The sequence below is a fragment of the Citrobacter sp. Cy070 genome (assembly GCF_030332245.1).
GTDB lineage: Bacteria > Pseudomonadota > Gammaproteobacteria > Enterobacterales > Enterobacteriaceae > Citrobacter > Citrobacter youngae.
The window spans coordinates 138,144-153,369 of record NZ_JAOWIG010000053.1; the positions used below are offsets into that span (position 1 = coordinate 138,144).

Genomic DNA, 15,226 nt, shown 5'->3' on the forward strand with positions numbered 1-15,226 from the left:
GGCACGGGTAAATCAGCGAATTACGATTTTTTCCAGAAGTCGTCAAACACCGTAATCGGTGGGCGACGTTTGTGTTCTGTTTTCACGTACCAGCCTTCAATTTTCTTCGCAACGTCGGCATTCAACGTTTTTCCTTCCAGATAATCGTCAATGTTGTCGTAGGTAACGCCTAATGCGGCTTCATCTGGCAGAGAGGGACGATCGTCTTCGAGGTCGGCGGTTGGCGCTTTCTTGTATAAATGCTCAGGGCAACCCAATGTCGCAAGAAGCTGCTTACCCTGACGCTTGTTGAGGCGGAATATTGGGTTAATGTCAGTGCCGCCATCGCCATATTTGGTAAAGAATCCGGTAATGGCCTCTGCGGCGTGATCGGTACCCACGACAACACCGCTGGTCATTCCGGCGATACTGTATTGTGCCTTCATACGCTCGCGGGCTTTTTCATTGCCGCGCACAAAATCACTCAGTTCAATACCTGCTTCGCGCAATGCCTGCTCGCTGGCCAATACCGCGCCTTTGATGTTGACGGTGAGTACACGGTCAGGTTGTATAAACGCTATCGCGTCCTGACAGTCCTGTTCATCGGCCTGCACACCATAAGGCAGTCGCACGGCAATAAACTGCAAAGCATCGTTACCCGTTTCTTCACGTAACTCGGAAATCGCCATTTGGCATAACTTTCCGGTCAGGGTTGAGTCCTGTCCGCCGCTAATCCCTAACACCAGCGATTTAAGGAAAGGGTAGGTTTTGAGGTACGATTTCAGAAAATCCACGCTGCGGCGAATTTCCTCTTCTGCATTAATATGTGGTTTGGCGCCAAGTGCCCGGATTATCTCTTGCTGCAGAGTCATTTAACCCCCTATGGAAAATAAAATGATCAAAAATAACGATGTGTTAAAGCTAACGCGTTGACGTCCAAACGACAAGGGATGCAGCCGGATATAACATCATTTTGTTTTGATAGAATTTTCTGAAATGACCCGAGTATCAACTGACAGCTTGAAAAATGCGTTGTTGTGCTCCAGGCTTATATAACACGCTGAAAAACAAGAGGACGGAATATGAACAAGAATCTAACAGGAATTCTGAGTGCAGCGGCGGTATTGACTATGCTGGCCGGCTGTACGGCTTACGATCGTACTAAAGACCAATTTGTGCAGCCCGTGGTGAAAGATGTGAAGAAAGGGATGAGCCGGGCGCAAGTGGCGCAGATTGCCGGTAAACCTTCTTCTGAAGTCAGCATGATCCATGCGCGTGGTACATGTCAGACCTACATCCTGGGTCAACGAGATGGTAAAGCAGAGACCTATTTTGTTGCATTAGATGATACTGGGCACGTGATTAATTCCGGCTACCAGACCTGTGCGGAGTACGACACCGACCCGCAGGCAGCGAAGAAGTAACAACTGTTTATTGCCTGAGCACTCTGACGAACCGGCCGCTGTGCCGGTTTTTTTGTGTCACGCGATCTTATTTATTGTCGCGAATTATTTGCCCGAAGTGTGAGGGGTGTCATAACCACAGGTCAAGGAGAGACAATTTAGTTGGTCAATGAAATACCATCCGCGGGTGCAATCCCGTATACTCATTTCAGCCACCTAAAAAAGTAATTTAGCTGACGCAAGTTACCCAGAGCATGGATGCAGGTTATGGCTTGCGGAGTGTCTGGTACACAGATAATCGCACATGAGGATCGTTTTAATGGAAAAGAAACACATTTATCTGTTTTGTTCTGCGGGCATGTCGACTTCTTTGTTGGTCTCGAAGATGCGTGCTCAGGCTGAAAAATACGAAGTGCCGGTTATCATTGAAGCGTTTCCCGAAACGCTGGCCGGAGAAAAAGGCGCAGTAGCCGATGTCGTGTTATTAGGTCCACAGATTGCTTATATGTTGCCCGAAATTCAGCGTTTGTTACCCAACAAACCTGTAGAAGTGATTGACTCGCTGTTGTATGGCAAAGTCGATGGTTTAGGCGTGCTTAAGGCTGCAGTTGCAGCAATTAAAAAAGCCGCAGCAAATTAATTATTTTAAATTTTCCCGTCAAAGAGTTATTTCATTAACATTCACCGCAATTGTTAATTGCGGTATTTAAGGGTATTTTTCTATGAGTAACGCTATTGCTTCACTTGAAAAGGTACTCCTTCCTTTTGCTGTAAAAATTGGAAAGCAGCCACACGTTAATGCAATCAAAAACGGTTTTATTCGTTTAATGCCGTTAACCCTCGCAGGGGCTATGTTTGTATTAATCAATAACGTTTTCCTGAGCTTTGGGGAGGGGTCGTTTTTTTATTCCATGGGCATTCGACTTGATGCTTCAACTATTGAAACACTAAATAGTTTAAAAGGCATCGGTGGGAACGTCTATAACGGTACGCTGGGTATTATGTCATTGATGGCGCCATTCTTTATCGGTATGGCGTTGGCGGAAGAACGCAAGGTCGATGCGCTGGCTGCTGGTTTATTATCTGTCGCCGCATTTATGACAGTCACACCTTACAGTGTGGGTGAAGCCTATGCCGTGGGTGCTAACTGGCTGGGCGGTGCGAACATTATTTCCGGTATTATTATCGGCCTGGTGGTCGCGGAAATGTTCACCTTCGTCGTGCATCGTAATTGGGTTATTAAATTACCTGATAGCGTTCCGGCTTCTGTTTCTCGCTCCTTCTCTGCACTGATTCCTGGCTTCATTATCCTCTCTATTATGGGGATCATCGCCTGGGCGTTGAACACCTGGGGAACGAACTTCCACCAGATCATCATGGATTCCATTTCAACTCCGCTGGCGTCACTGGGTAGTGTGGTGGGTTGGGCATACGTGATTTTTGTTCCGCTGTTGTGGTTCTTTGGTATTCACGGTTCTTTGGCACTGACTGCACTGGACAGCGGTATCATGACCCCCTGGGCGCTGGAAAACATCTCTATCTACCAACAGTTTGGTTCCGTAGACGCGGCACTGGAAGCGGGTAAGACGTTCCACGTCTGGGCGAAGCCGATGCTGGACTCCTATATTTTCCTGGGAGGGAGTGGGGCAACGCTGGGTCTGATTATTGCTATCTTCCTGGCATCTCGTCGCGCTGATTATCGTCAGGTAGCAAAACTGGCACTGCCATCAGGTCTGTTCCAGATTAACGAACCCATTCTGTTCGGTCTGCCGATTATCATGAACCCGGTTATGTTTATTCCATTCATCCTGGTTCAGCCGATTCTGGCAGCGATTACCCTGGCCGCTTATTACACAGGCATTATTCCACCAATTACCAACATTGCACCGTGGACTATGCCAACCGGTTTGGGCGCATTCTTTAACACCAACGGTAGCGTCGCTGCTCTGCTGGTCGCGTTGTTTAACCTTGGCATCGCAACGCTGGTGTACCTGCCATTTGTGGTCGTCGCCAACAAAGCTCAGAACGTCATTGATAAAGAAGAAAGCGAAGAAGATATCGCTAACGCATTGAAATTCTAAATTTAATCCGGCATGGCTATGCGGCCATGCCGGACTGAACCAGAGGAAAAAAGTATGTTGGATATCGAGAACATCGTCGACACGCAGTCAGAAGCAGAAGAGCTTGAAGAAGTGGTGATGGGGCTCATCATCAACTCGGGTCAGGCGCGTAGCCTGGCGTATGGCGCGCTCAAAATGGCCAAACAGGGTGATTTTGAGTCAGCGAAGACCATGATGGAACAGTCTCGCATGGCGCTGAACGAAGCACACCTTGTCCAGACTAAACTGATTGAAGGCGATCAGGGTGAAGGTAAAATGAAAGTCAGCCTGGTGCTGGTCCATGCACAGGACCACCTGATGACGTCGATGCTGGCACGTGAACTGGTGACAGAACTGATTGAGCTTCACGAGAAGCTGAAATAGCGAGGAGTGCAGAATGCAGCTACAGATTAACGCACCGGAAATTAAAACCGTCTATGAGCAGCAGCTTTTTAATGGCAAAAATTTTCATGTGTTCATCTATAACAAAACTGAGAGCATCAGTGGGCTGCATCAGCATGATTACTACGAATTTACCCTTGTATTAACTGGACGTTACTATCAGGAAATCAACGGTAAGCGTGTACTGCTTGAGCGCGGAGACTTTGTCTTTATCCCGTTGGGATCGCATCACCAAAGTTTCTATGATTTCGGCGCGACGCGAATTCTTAACGTTGGTATCAGTAAACGTTTTTTTGAACAGCACTACCACCCGTTGCTGCCATTTTGTTTTGTCGCATCGCAGGTGTATCGGGCGAACAGCTCGTTTCTTACCTACATCGAAACGGTTATAGCATCACTGAACTTTCGTGAAAGTGGACTGGATGAATTTGTAGAAGTGGTCACCTTCTATATTATTAATCGGTTACGCCATCATCGGGAAGAGCAGGTGCTGGATGATATTCCACAATGGCTTAAAACTACCGTGGAAAGCATGCATGACAAAAGGCAGTTCAGCGAAAATGCGCTGGAAAATATGGTACACCTGTCCGCAAAATCCCAGGAGTATCTGACCCGTGCAACCCAGCGTTATTACAGTAAAACGCCAATGCAGATTATTAATGAAATCCGCATTAATTTTGCTAAAAAACAGCTGGAAATGACTAACTATTCTGTAACTGATATTGCCTATGAGTCTGGTTACAGTAGTCCGAGCTTGTTTATTAAAACGTTTAAAAAGCTGACGTCGTTTACACCAAATAGCTATCGTAAGAAATTAACGGAATTTAATCAGTAAATTTTATTTACCAATAACCAATTTTTATAGCTTGCCCAAAATAGCGCCGGGACTGCCACGCTATACCTGACGAATGGGTTGAGCATAATACGTGTCAGTGTTTTTACACTGAAGGGAGAAATTATGAGCCAGAAATTAAAAGTCGTCACTATCGGTGGCGGGAGCAGCTACACCCCTGAATTACTTGAAGGCTTTATTAAGCGTTATCATGAATTACCGGTCTCTGAATTGTGGCTGGTGGATGTCGACGGTGGTAAAGAGAAGCTGGACATTATTTTTGACCTCTGCCAGCGCATGATTGATAAAGCTGGCGTCCCGATGAAAGTGTATAAAACGCTGGATCGCCGCGAAGCGCTGAAAGATGCTGATTTCGTTACTACCCAGTTGCGGGTTGGGCAACTGCAAGCCCGTGAAAAGGATGAACGCATTCCTCTGAGCCACGGGTATCTGGGGCAGGAAACCAACGGCGCTGGCGGGCTGTTCAAAGGCCTGCGTACCATTCCGGTTATCTTTGATATTGTGAAAGATGTGGAAGAACTGTGCCCGAATGCGTGGGTGATCAACTTCACTAACCCAGCCGGGATGGTGACTGAGGCGGTTTATCGCCATACGAATTTCAAGAAATTCATCGGGGTATGTAATATTCCGATCGGCATGAAAATGTTCATAAGCGACGTGCTGGCGCTGAAAGAGAGCGATGACTTATCCATCGATCTGTTTGGTCTGAACCATATGGTCTTCATTAAGGATGTTCTGGTCAACGGTGTGTCACGCTTTGATGAACTGCTGGACGGCGTTGCGTCGGGTCAGTTGAAAGCCTCTGGCGTGAAGAACATCTTCGATCTGCCGTTCAGTGAAGGGCTGATTCGTTCACTGAGGTTGCTGCCGTGCTCGTATTTGCTGTACTACTTCAAGCCAAAAGAGATGCTGGCGATTGAAATGGGCGAATATTACAAAGGTGGTGCACGCGCACAGGTGGTACAGAAAGTAGAAAAGCAACTGTTTGATCTGTATAAAAATCCTGAGTTGAATGTTAAGCCGAAAGAGCTGGAACAGCGTGGCGGGGCTTATTACTCTGATGCCGCGTGTGAAGTCATCAATGCTATCTACAACGACAAACAGACCGAACATTACGTCAACATTCCTCATCATGGCCATGTTGATAATATTCCTGCGGACTGGGCCGTTGAGATGACCTGCACGCTGGGGCGCAATGGTGCAACTCCGCACCCACGTATCACCCATTTCGATGAAAAGGTTCTGGGGCTTATCTATACCATTAAAGGTTTTGAAGTGGCGGCGAGCAACGCAGCACTGAGCGGCGAGTTGAATGATGTGCTGCTGGCGTTGAACCTGAGCCCGCTGGTGCATTCCGACACTGATGCTGAAATTCTTGCCCGTGAGCTGATTCTGGCGCATGAAAAATGGCTGCCAAATTTCGCCGGATGCATCGAGAAACTTAAAAGCGAACAACACTAACTGAGGTTGGCTATGGAACGCGTACTGATTGTGAATGCGGATGATTTTGGCCTGAGCAAAGGACAAAACTACGGCATTGTTGAAGCCTGTCGCAATGGCATTGTCACCTCAACCACGGCCCTGGTGAATGGCGAGGCGATAGAGCATGCGGTACAGCTTAGTCGCGATATACCGGAGCTTGCCGTTGGGATGCACTTTGTCCTGACGCTCGGCAAACCGTTAACGGCTATGCCGGGTCTGACGCGTGACGGTGTGTTAGGGAAATGGATCTGGCAGATGGCAGAGGAAGAAACGTTGCCGCTGGAAGAGATTTCTCGGGAGCTGGCTGCACAGTATCAGCGTTTTATTGACCTGTTCGGGCGGGAGCCGACGCATCTGGATAGTCATCACCACGTGCATATGTTCCCGCAGATTTTCCCGATTGTCGCCAGTTTTGCCGCGGAGAGAGGGGTTGCGTTGCGGATCGATCGGCAGACGGTGTTCCAGGCGTCCGATTTACCGGAAACGTTGCGTACCTCCCAGGGATTTAGCAGTGAGTTTTATGGCGACGCGATTTCTGAGGCCCTGTTTTTGCAGACGCTGGACGCGTCCGCAGACCGGGGAGAGTCCTCGCTGGAAGTGATGTGTCATCCGGCGTTTATCGATGACATCATTCGACAAAGTGCCTACTGTTACCCCCGCTTAACTGAGCTTGACGTACTGACGTCTTCGTCATTGAAATACGCTATTGCGGAGCGCGGTTATCGTCTTGGCAGTTTTCTGAACGTTTAATTCCTGAGTTGGCGGCGCGTCGGTGCGCCGCATTTTTTTGTCTGCGTCATTGATGTTTGCTGCAACTTATCTGTTCCCCCCATTATCGCCACCCACTTCACGAATTCACTGTTTTTGCACCGTCCAGGGGTAAAATCAGCTAAGATAGCGTTTTTCAGATTTTTAGAATTTGTCTTTAGTGAAGCAACTGATTATGAAACCTCTTCGCCAACAAAATCGTCCGGTCATCAGCTATGTTCCTCGCGTGGAGCCCGCTCCGCCAGAGCATGCGGTGAAAATGGATGCGTTTCGTGACGTATGGATACTGCGCGGAAAATATGTCGCTTTTGTCTTAATGGGGGAGGCGTTTCAGCGTTCGCCTGCATTTACGGTTCCGGAGTCGGCCCAGCGCTGGGCTAACCAGATTCGCCAGGAAAACGAACTGAGCGATTAATCGGATATAAAAAAACCGCCGGAGCATAACTCACTGGCGGTTTTTTGTTTTGCGCAGACAGGCTTTTAGCGATGCGCCAGTTCGGCGTGATCGTCGCTGTCCAGAATCGATTTATCGGTCTGTTTCAGCCATTGGCTGGTCAGCGTACCAGCGGTCATGGAACCGCTAACGTTCAATGCAGTACGCCCCATATCGATCAGCGGTTCAACTGAGATCAACAGAGCAACCAGTGTGACCGGCAGACCCATGGCAGGCAGTACGATCAGTGCCGCGAAGGTCGCGCCGCCGCCCACACCCGCAACTCCTGCAGAACTGACGGTCACGATACCCACCAGCGTGGCAATCCACATTGGGTCCAGCGGGTTAATGCCGACAGTTGGTGCCACCATCACGGCCAGCATCGCCGGATACAGACCCGCACAACCGTTTTGACCAATCGTTGCACCAAAAGAGGCGGCAAAGCTGGCGATGGACTCAGGGACGCCCAGACGGCGGGTTTGCGCTTCAACGTTCAGTGGAATAGAAGCGGCACTGGAACGGCTGGTGAAGGCGAAAGTCAGTACTGGCCAGACTTTGCGGAAGTATTTCAGTGGGCTAACGCCGTTAATACCCAGCAGGATGCCGTGTACGACGAACATAATGCCCAGGCCGAGATATGAGGCAACGACGAAGCTACCCAGCTTAATGATGTCCTGCAGGTTGGAACCGGCAACCACTTTGGTCATCAGCGCCAGAACACCGTACGGAGTCAGTTGCATCACCAGACGAACCAGCTTCATCACCCAGCTTTGCAGGGTATCGATAGCCGTTAATACGCGCTCGCCTTTTGGCGCATCATCTTTCAGCAGTTTAAGTGCCGCAACGCCCAGGAAGGCCGCGAAAATAACGACGCTGATAATCGACGTCGGGTTAGCACCGGTCAGATCGGCAAACGGGTTTTTCGGGATAAACGACAGTACCAGCTGCGGAACACTGAGGTCAGCCACTTTGCCAACATAGTTGGCTTCAATAGCGTTCAGACGTGCAGTCTCGGCACCACCTTGCACCAGGCCTTCGGCGGTCAGGCCGAACAGGTTGGTTACCAGAACCCCGACCAGTGCGGCAATCAGCGTAGTAAACAGCAGCGTGCCGATGGTCAGGAAGCTGATTTTACCTAACTGAGAGGCGTTGTGCAGACGCGCAACGGCGCTGAGAATAGACGCAAATACCAGCGGCATGACAATCATCTGCAGCAACTGGACATAACCGTTGCCGACAATGTTGAACCACTGTACGGAATCTTTAAGAACCTGGCTGTCGGAGCCATAAATGGTATGCAGGGCGAGACCAAACACCACGCCCATGACCAGACCGACCAGTACTTTTTTGGCCAGACTCCACTGTTTGTGGCGGGCTTGCGCCAGCACGAACAGCAGTACTACGAACACGATAATGTTCGCGATTAATGGAAAGTTCATCCCCGTTCTCCTGATCTTATTATGCGTATCACCATGCAATGGTGATTCTGTTGGCGCAAGATTAGCAGAACTGTGACTTGCCTCTTATATTCAAATGGAATTGTTTATACCTAAAATGACATTTTGGCCGATTTATTAGTCAACCTGGTGCGTTATAAAACGATTAAACTGCATTTGCAGCGTATTAATCATCTGTGATGACCAGCGTACCGCGCTGTTCTCTTGTACGGTCTGCGGCATCCAGATAGCCCAGGCAAACAGCGCCATGCACAGGAACCGTTCCAGTTGGTTGCCTTTTTGCGGCACGAGGATGGGCAGACGAAAACGCCAGCGGCAGGGCCAAAGCAGGGGAACGCCTGCCGGAGTCAGCATGTCAGCCAGAATGTGACTGAGATAACCGAGAACCATACCTTGTAAGGCATCGGCCGGGATTATCCAGCTATCCGGAACTTTCAGGTAAAACGTGGCCAGCAGGGCAAAGACGGCCAGCAGGCTGTGAGTAAACCCGCGATGGCCAAATGCCCGGGCAATAGGCTTTGATATCCACTTCAGCCGCTGCCCGAGCAGGGATTTCGGGTGATCGATATCGGGTAGCAGGCAGGTTAAAATGGCCGAAGGTACAATATGCCACCAATCACCCTGAGCAAGAACGGGCGTCAGCTCGGCATTTTTGGCAAATACCGCACAGGCAATAGAAAAAAGAAGGTGGCCTTCCGCCGTCATGATAAAACCCAATGAACTGTCAATTCATACAGTATAGGGGTTTTATACAGTAGGCGGAAGAGGTGACGTTGTAACCCTTTGTCACAAATGCACGATTAACGCGCCAACCAACCGCCGTCCACGGCAAGCGTGTAACCATTGATATAGTCAGAAGCCTGGCTGGCGAGAAAAACGACCGGGCCTTGCAAGTCATCCGGTGTTCCCCAGCGCCCTGCGGGAATACGATCGACAATTTGCTGATTACGCGTACTGTCTTCGCGCAGCTGCTGGGTATTATTGGTCGCCATATAACCGGGTGCGATGGCATTGACATTAATTCCCTGAGCCGCCCACTCATTAGCCAGTAAGCGGGTGATTCCAAGCACGCCACTTTTTGATGCGGTGTAGGAAGGAACGCGGATTCCGCCCTGAAAAGAGAGCATTGAGGCAATGTTAATGATTTTTCCGCCGTTGCCCTGAACCAGAAACTGGCGCGCCACTGCCTGTGACAGGAAAAAAACGGATTTGAGATTCAGATTCATCACGTCATCCCAGTCTTTTTCACTAAAATCCAGCGCATCCTGACGACGTATGGTTCCCGCATTGTTGACCAGAATATCGACCCGGCCAAACGTGGCCACAGTTTGGGTCACTATGCCAGACAGCGCCTCTTGTTGGCTGAGGTCGGCCTGAATGGCCATAAAACGCCGACCGAGGGCGTTAATTTTCTCTGCGGTTTCATGTGGTATTTTACGATTCACGCCGACTACATCGCAGCCCGCTTCAGCCAGCGCCACTGCCATACCCTGCCCAAGGCCGGTGTCACATCCAGTGACGATGGCTACTTTACCTTCGAGACGAAAAGCTTCCTGAATCATGTTTACCTCAACTATTTATGTCATTAACGCTTGCTCTATAGGGCAAGGATAGGAGAGGTTAAACAGAAACACAATTAAAAGTGAAACGATGTTTTAAAAATAAAAAATCTGAGAGGGCGGGCAATACGATCATTGCCCGTTACAGGATTAGCCGCGCAGATGAACGGCAGTGAGTTCGGTGAGTGAGGTTAATTTGACATCGGCAAGAACGAAGCGAGGATCGTCCTGATTCTCATGCGCTGGTACGACGATGGAACGCATACGGGCGGCTTTTGAAGCAATCATGCCATTTACCGAGTCTTCCAGCGCAACGCAGTTTATAGGGTCAATGCCCAGTTTCGCCGCACAATCGAGGTAAACCTGCGGATGCGGTTTGCTGTAAGGCAGTTTTTCTGCAGAAGCCAGCGCGTCGAAGTCGTTGCGCAGATCAAACATGGTCAGCACTTTTTCCAGCATATGCAGCGGCGAAGCGGATGCCAGTCCTACTTTGATTCCCTGAGATTTGCACAACGCCACGGCTTCACGCACACCCGGCAGCAGCGGTTTTGTTTCTTCCACTAACGCAATGGCCCGGGTGATGATGCGCTCGGTGACCTCCTGACGTGAGGGACCGTTCCACGGTTGCTGCGCAAACCAAAGATCAACAACCATATCGATACGTAAACCAAGCGTGTCGGGAAGTTCATGGCGGCGGGTGATATCTACGCCTAAACTTGCTATCACATCCAGTTCGGCCTGATCCCAAAGCGGTTCAGAATCGACCAGTAATCCATCCATATCGAAAATTGCAGCAAGAATTTGACGCGGGGTTGACATCACAACCTCTCCTTTACGGTGATAACAGGGATTAAGAGCCCACCAGAACGAGCTCTAAGCGTTCATTATGGCTAATTTGGCAGTATACCGCCTTTAAAGATCAGGCGAAAACGGTTATCAACGGGTAAACTTAGGCCAAAATGACACGTCTTTATCAAGGGGAACTCATGACGTATCAACAAGCTGGACGCATTGCCGTCTTGAAAAGGTTGCTGGGATGGGTGATTTTCATCCCGGCGCTGATTTCAACACTGGTTTCAGTACTGAAGTTTATGTACGCGCACAGCGAAAAGCAGGAAGGGATTAATGCGGTCATGCTCGATTTTGCCCACGTGATGATCGACATGATGCGGGTGAATACACCGTTTCTCAATCTGTTTTGGTATAACTCGCCGACACCGGATTTTCAGACCGGACTGAATCTTGTTTTTTGGCTGATTTTCATTCTGATATTCATCGGTCTGGCATTGCAGGACTCTGGCGCCAGAATGAGTCGTCAGGCGCGTTTTTTACGCGAGGGCGTTGAAGATCAGTTGATTCTGGAACAGGCAAAAGGCAGTGAAGGGTTATCGCGTGAGCAAATTGAGTCGCGTATTGTCGTGCCACATCATACGATCTTTTTACAAATCTTCCCGCTCTATATTTTGCCGGTGATTGTTATCGTGATCGGCTATTTCTTCTTTTCATTACTGGGATTTTTGTAAGTCCGATATTATCAGGCCTGGACTACGTGAAGCGTCAGGCCTGATAAGCAAAGCCGCCTTCGGGCTATTTATACGTTAAGCCGCCAGTAACCTTTCCATCGCTTTTTGCGCCACCACCAGGTGCTGCCCGCCAAACAGAATTGCCCGATTCAGCAACGTATACAACTGATAGATAGGCTGCCTGTCGAGAAAATCTAACGGTAGCGGCGAGACAGACTGGTAACCGTCATAAATCTGCGGCGGTTGATCGGTATGTAACGGCAACATTGCCAGATCGCACTCTCTGTCACCCCAGTAACAGGCGGGGTCAAAGATGTAGGGGCCATTCGGCCCGAGCGCACAGTTTGCCGACCACAAATCGCCGTGCAGGAGAGAAGGTTGTGGCTGATGGGAGGAGAGTCGTTGCTGAACATGATCGACAATGGCGTCAATATTGCCAAACGCAATGCCTTTTTCCGCCGCAAGTTCCAGTTGCCAGCCGATGCGTTGCTCGGCGAAGAAGGTTGACCAGCGACGCTGCCAGGCATTGGGTTGTGGCGTAGTGGAGAGTGCATTATCGAAGTCGAGGCCGAACTGTGGTTGATCGCTCCATTCATGCAAATGCGCAAGCTGTTGTCCGAGAATAAACGCGTTATGGGCATCAAGCGGGCGGGGAGGGAGAAAATCCATTACCAGAAAACTGTAATCTCTGTCTGCTCCTACTGCCCAGACTTTGGGAACAGAGACGGTTTGACTCCGGGAAAGCAGTTCTAACTGGTCTGCCTCCGCCGTAAAGCCAGACAACAGCTCTCTTTCATCACATTTGACGAAAAAATCGCGCCCCGCATAGCGTAAATGCCATGCGGCGTGAATCTCTCCGCCGGGCAGTTCATTACGCAGTTCGATTTCGCCTTCACCTAATTGCTCGCTTAAAAGACGACTGATAGCCTGCCACATGATGTCTCTCCCCATGTTGTCTGCCAGATCATAAGGTTAGCGCAAGAATGCGGTAAAAAAACACGAACTGACGCACACCATAGACGCGTCATCGCTGGAAAGGCATTAATTGTATGTCGTTCTTCCACACCTCCCTGAGAAATTGCGACTTTAGGTTTAACATGATTCACTTCTTTGTAATCACATGATTTTTTATCATAGACGCATAATACGTATGCCGACAGTTTTGTGGGTAAATCCCCCTTATGCCTGATAAGGGGGAGTGCGTCATCATCGGGCAAGATACGAATATATTTTTTGCGTATCGTCCAATGCGCACAGCCGCGTGCCCTGATTCAGCGTTGCTGCACTACCCGCAGCGACGCCAAAACGCACAATCTCTTCAAACGAGGCATTTTCTGCCAGTTTCAACGTCATTGCGCCGACCATACTGTCGCCTGCACCAACGGTACTTTGGCTTTTCACCGGCGGAGGGACGACCTGGACGCACGTTTCTTGATTGACGCCCAACGCCCCTTGTGGCCCAAGAGAGACCACAACGCGAAGCGCTTTGCCGCTTTGTACAATCTCCTGTGCCGCTTTGCGGACGTCATCGGGCTGTGTCAGTTCGCGGTTTACCAGCGCACTCAGTTCTTTGAGGTTGGGTTTTACCAGTTCGATATTGCCGATGGCTAACGCCGCCGCCAGCGCCTCACCGGAGCTATCGACAATGCAGCGAATGCCCTGTTTTTGTGCGGTAGTGATGAGCCGGGTCAGTTTTTCTATTTGTACACCGGGCGGCAAACTGCCGCTAATGACCAGTATCGCACCCGATTCAATTTCCAGTACCTGATCCTGCAATTGGTAGAATTCGTCATCAGTCAGCGCTGCACCGGGCATGACAAAACGATACTGCTCGCCGCTGGATTCGACGTGGACATGGAGATTTTGTCGGGTCCAGTCTTTAGCCTCGATAGTCGAGACGGGAACATTTTCGTCGGCAAGTAAAGAAACTAAGTGCTCGCCGGTTGCACCACCGACCGGAAAGATGGCCGTTGCAGTTCCGCCAAGATGGGCAATGGCGCGGGCGACGTTGATGCCTCCGCCGCCAGGTTCAAAAACTGGTGAGGTACAGCGAAGTTTACCTTCGGGGTAGATTTGTGGAGTGGTTGTTGCGCTATCGAGAGAGGGCGCAAGTGTTAACGTATAGATACGTACCATCTTTACCTCCTGTTAGGCTGACCCCAGTCTGGCACTTAACGCCACGAAAGTGAAGTAATTAACAACATGATTTCTCGCAGCTTTATTTAAAATTCTCGTGCCAAAGATATATAAATAAAATAAAGGATTAGGAACGCTCTTATTCAAAAAATGAAATAAGAATTTATTGCTATGTTATTCGAGTCTTTTTATAATTTGTTACCTTTCAAGGGTCTTTTGTCATTGATCCACATGAAAGTTTCCGAGACCGTTATGGTCTCTTTTTTTGTTGTACGGACTCTTTATAAATGAAGCTTTTGAAGACAGTGCCCGCAGCAGTATTGCTGACGGGGTGCGTGTTTGCGTCAATGCATGCCGCCGCCGATGATTCCGTTTTTACTGTCATGGATGACCCTTCCAGCGCGAAAAAACCCTTTGAAGGTAACCTGAACGCGGGATATCTTGCCCAGTCAGGCAACACAAAAAGTTCTTCTTTAACCGCCGACACCACCATGACCTGGTATGGTCAATCTACGGCGTGGTCTCTGTGGGGAAATGCCAGCAACACCTCCTCAAATGATGAGCGTTCATCTGAGAAATATGCTGTAGGTGGTCGTAGTCGTTACAACATGACTGACTATGACTATCTCTTTGGTCAGGCCAGTTGGTTAACAGACCGTTATAACGGATACCGTGAGCGTGACGTGCTAACGGCCGGTTATGGTCGCCAGTTTCTTAATGGACCGGTACACAGTTTCCGCTTTGAATTCGGTCCTGGTGTACGTTATGACGAGCACACTGATGGCACCACTGAAACGCAACCGTTAGGTTATGCGTCCGGGGCTTATGCGTGGCAGATGACGGACAACACCAAGTTTACTCAGGGAGTGTCGGTATTTGGTGCAGATGATACAACGCTTAACTCTGAAACGGCCTTAAACGTTGCCATCAACGAACACTTTGGATTGAAGGTCGCGTACAACGTCACCTGGAACTCCGAACCGCCGGCAACCGCGCCGGAACATACCGATCGCCGCACGACGCTTTCGCTCGGCTATCGTATGTAATGACAAACCGGGCCAAATAATTGGCCCGGCTTTTATCTATTAACGTTAAGTTTATTTAAAAGTTAATCTGTGTTTTATTTTTAATG

The 15,226-nt window shown here is 49.4% G+C and carries 17 protein-coding genes; 10 read left to right on the plus strand and 7 right to left on the minus strand.

The features are described 5' to 3' along the window. Positions 1-20: 20 nt before the first annotated feature. The gene (nadE, locus tag OGY19_RS08095; protein WP_115602140.1) at positions 21-851 is read right to left on the minus strand and encodes an NAD(+) synthase; all 831 of its coding nucleotides are present in this window, start codon (positions 849-851) and stop codon (positions 21-23) included. A gap of 210 nt (positions 852-1,061) precedes the next feature. Here nadE and osmE point away from each other — a divergent pair, with 210 nt between their 5' ends. The 8 genes from osmE to cedA all read left to right on the plus strand — a co-directional run bounded on the left by osmE (position 1,062) and on the right by cedA (position 7,401). Continuing rightward, positions 1,062-1,403, plus strand: coding sequence for an osmotically-inducible lipoprotein OsmE (gene osmE / locus OGY19_RS08100; protein WP_003030621.1), 342 nt, complete (start codon positions 1,062-1,064; stop codon positions 1,401-1,403). Between the two features lie 298 nt (positions 1,404-1,701). After that, the gene (chbB, locus tag OGY19_RS08105) at positions 1,702-2,022 is read left to right on the plus strand and encodes a PTS N,N'-diacetylchitobiose transporter subunit IIB (RefSeq protein ID WP_115602139.1); all 321 of its coding nucleotides are present in this window, start codon (positions 1,702-1,704) and stop codon (positions 2,020-2,022) included. 82 nt (positions 2,023-2,104) lie between these two features. Continuing rightward, positions 2,105-3,463: a PTS N,N'-diacetylchitobiose transporter subunit IIC gene (chbC, locus tag OGY19_RS08110; RefSeq protein ID WP_040233680.1), complete on the plus strand. Its 1,359-nt coding sequence runs from the start codon at positions 2,105-2,107 to the stop codon at positions 3,461-3,463. A 54-nt stretch (positions 3,464-3,517) separates the two neighbouring features. Beyond that, positions 3,518-3,865 carry a PTS N,N'-diacetylchitobiose transporter subunit IIA gene (chbA, locus tag OGY19_RS08115; protein WP_101741716.1) on the plus strand — a complete coding sequence of 116 codons (348 nt, stop codon included), beginning with the start codon at positions 3,518-3,520 and terminating at the stop codon, positions 3,863-3,865. A 13-nt stretch (positions 3,866-3,878) separates the two neighbouring features. After that, entirely contained in the window at positions 3,879-4,718 is an 840-nt protein-coding gene (gene chbR / locus OGY19_RS08120; RefSeq protein WP_005120798.1) for a transcriptional regulator ChbR, read from the plus strand. A gap of 123 nt (positions 4,719-4,841) precedes the next feature. Further along, on the plus strand, positions 4,842-6,197 hold the full coding sequence (locus OGY19_RS08125) for a 6-phospho-beta-glucosidase (RefSeq protein ID WP_048211884.1): 1,356 nt from the start codon (positions 4,842-4,844) through the stop codon (positions 6,195-6,197). A gap of 12 nt (positions 6,198-6,209) precedes the next feature. Beyond that, on the plus strand, positions 6,210-6,968 hold the full coding sequence (chbG, locus tag OGY19_RS08130; RefSeq protein ID WP_101741715.1) for a chitin disaccharide deacetylase: 759 nt from the start codon (positions 6,210-6,212) through the stop codon (positions 6,966-6,968). A 169-nt stretch (positions 6,969-7,137) separates the two neighbouring features. Then, positions 7,138-7,401, plus strand: coding sequence for a cell division activator CedA (gene cedA / locus OGY19_RS08135; RefSeq protein ID WP_071887334.1), 264 nt, complete (start codon positions 7,138-7,140; stop codon positions 7,399-7,401). A gap of 65 nt (positions 7,402-7,466) precedes the next feature. Here the strand turns inward: cedA and tcyP are convergent, their stop codons facing one another. From tcyP to hxpB, 4 genes are all read right to left on the minus strand, one after another. Beyond that, positions 7,467-8,858 (minus strand): cystine/sulfocysteine:cation symporter, encoded by a 1,392-nt coding sequence (gene tcyP, locus OGY19_RS08140; RefSeq protein ID WP_061067781.1) that lies wholly within the window; start codon positions 8,856-8,858, stop codon positions 7,467-7,469. Positions 8,859-8,993: 135 nt separating this feature from the next. After that, positions 8,994-9,593, minus strand: coding sequence for a metal-dependent hydrolase (locus tag OGY19_RS08145; protein ID WP_086523651.1), 600 nt, complete (start codon positions 9,591-9,593; stop codon positions 8,994-8,996). 83 nt (positions 9,594-9,676) lie between these two features. Next, positions 9,677-10,438: a 2-dehydro-3-deoxy-D-gluconate 5-dehydrogenase KduD gene (gene kduD, locus OGY19_RS08150; RefSeq protein ID WP_115602137.1), complete on the minus strand. Its 762-nt coding sequence runs from the start codon at positions 10,436-10,438 to the stop codon at positions 9,677-9,679. A gap of 147 nt (positions 10,439-10,585) precedes the next feature. Further along, positions 10,586-11,254, minus strand: coding sequence for a hexitol phosphatase HxpB (hxpB, locus tag OGY19_RS08155; RefSeq protein ID WP_115602136.1), 669 nt, complete (start codon positions 11,252-11,254; stop codon positions 10,586-10,588). A gap of 167 nt (positions 11,255-11,421) precedes the next feature. Here hxpB and OGY19_RS08160 point away from each other — a divergent pair, with 167 nt between their 5' ends. Beyond that, positions 11,422-11,958 (plus strand): YniB family protein, encoded by a 537-nt coding sequence (locus OGY19_RS08160; RefSeq protein ID WP_048211877.1) that lies wholly within the window; start codon positions 11,422-11,424, stop codon positions 11,956-11,958. Between the two features lie 75 nt (positions 11,959-12,033). On the opposite strand, the gene OGY19_RS08165 is transcribed toward OGY19_RS08160, so the two are convergent. Together OGY19_RS08165 and pfkB are read right to left on the minus strand one after the other, a co-directional pair. Next, positions 12,034-12,894: a fructosamine kinase family protein gene (locus tag OGY19_RS08165; RefSeq protein WP_101741711.1), complete on the minus strand. Its 861-nt coding sequence runs from the start codon at positions 12,892-12,894 to the stop codon at positions 12,034-12,036. 270 nt (positions 12,895-13,164) lie between these two features. Next, positions 13,165-14,094, minus strand: coding sequence for a 6-phosphofructokinase II (pfkB, locus tag OGY19_RS08170; RefSeq protein ID WP_115602134.1), 930 nt, complete (start codon positions 14,092-14,094; stop codon positions 13,165-13,167). 287 nt (positions 14,095-14,381) lie between these two features. Between pfkB and OGY19_RS08175 the strand changes: the two genes are divergently transcribed. After that, positions 14,382-15,140 (plus strand): DUF481 domain-containing protein, encoded by a 759-nt coding sequence (locus tag OGY19_RS08175; RefSeq protein ID WP_048211874.1) that lies wholly within the window; start codon positions 14,382-14,384, stop codon positions 15,138-15,140. Positions 15,141-15,226: the final 86 nt, after the last annotated feature.

Bases quoted from the DNA above. Each gene is read 5' to 3' on its own strand.
- chbG (WP_101741715.1), top strand. From the start codon at position 6,210: ATGGAACGCGTACTGATTGTGAATGCGGATGATTTTGGCCTGAGCAAA.
- OGY19_RS08165 (WP_101741711.1), bottom strand. From the start codon at position 12,894: ATGTGGCAGGCTATCAGTCGTCTTTTAAGCGAGCAATTAGGTGAAGGC.
- tcyP (WP_061067781.1), bottom strand. From the start codon at position 8,858: ATGAACTTTCCATTAATCGCGAACATTATCGTGTTCGTAGTACTGCTG.
- chbC (WP_040233680.1), top strand. From the start codon at position 2,105: ATGAGTAACGCTATTGCTTCACTTGAAAAGGTACTCCTTCCTTTTGCT.
- osmE (WP_003030621.1), top strand. From the start codon at position 1,062: ATGAACAAGAATCTAACAGGAATTCTGAGTGCAGCGGCGGTATTGACT.
- hxpB (WP_115602136.1), bottom strand. From the start codon at position 11,254: ATGTCAACCCCGCGTCAAATTCTTGCTGCAATTTTCGATATGGATGGA.
- OGY19_RS08175 (WP_048211874.1), top strand. From the start codon at position 14,382: ATGAAGCTTTTGAAGACAGTGCCCGCAGCAGTATTGCTGACGGGGTGC.
- chbR (WP_005120798.1), top strand. From the start codon at position 3,879: ATGCAGCTACAGATTAACGCACCGGAAATTAAAACCGTCTATGAGCAG.
- OGY19_RS08160 (WP_048211877.1), top strand. From the start codon at position 11,422: ATGACGTATCAACAAGCTGGACGCATTGCCGTCTTGAAAAGGTTGCTG.
- kduD (WP_115602137.1), bottom strand. From the start codon at position 10,438: ATGATTCAGGAAGCTTTTCGTCTCGAAGGTAAAGTAGCCATCGTCACT.
- chbB (WP_115602139.1), top strand. From the start codon at position 1,702: ATGGAAAAGAAACACATTTATCTGTTTTGTTCTGCGGGCATGTCGACT.
- nadE (WP_115602140.1), bottom strand. From the start codon at position 851: ATGACTCTGCAGCAAGAGATAATCCGGGCACTTGGCGCCAAACCACAT.
- OGY19_RS08125 (WP_048211884.1), top strand. From the start codon at position 4,842: ATGAGCCAGAAATTAAAAGTCGTCACTATCGGTGGCGGGAGCAGCTAC.
- chbA (WP_101741716.1), top strand. From the start codon at position 3,518: ATGTTGGATATCGAGAACATCGTCGACACGCAGTCAGAAGCAGAAGAG.
- pfkB (WP_115602134.1), bottom strand. From the start codon at position 14,094: ATGGTACGTATCTATACGTTAACACTTGCGCCCTCTCTCGATAGCGCA.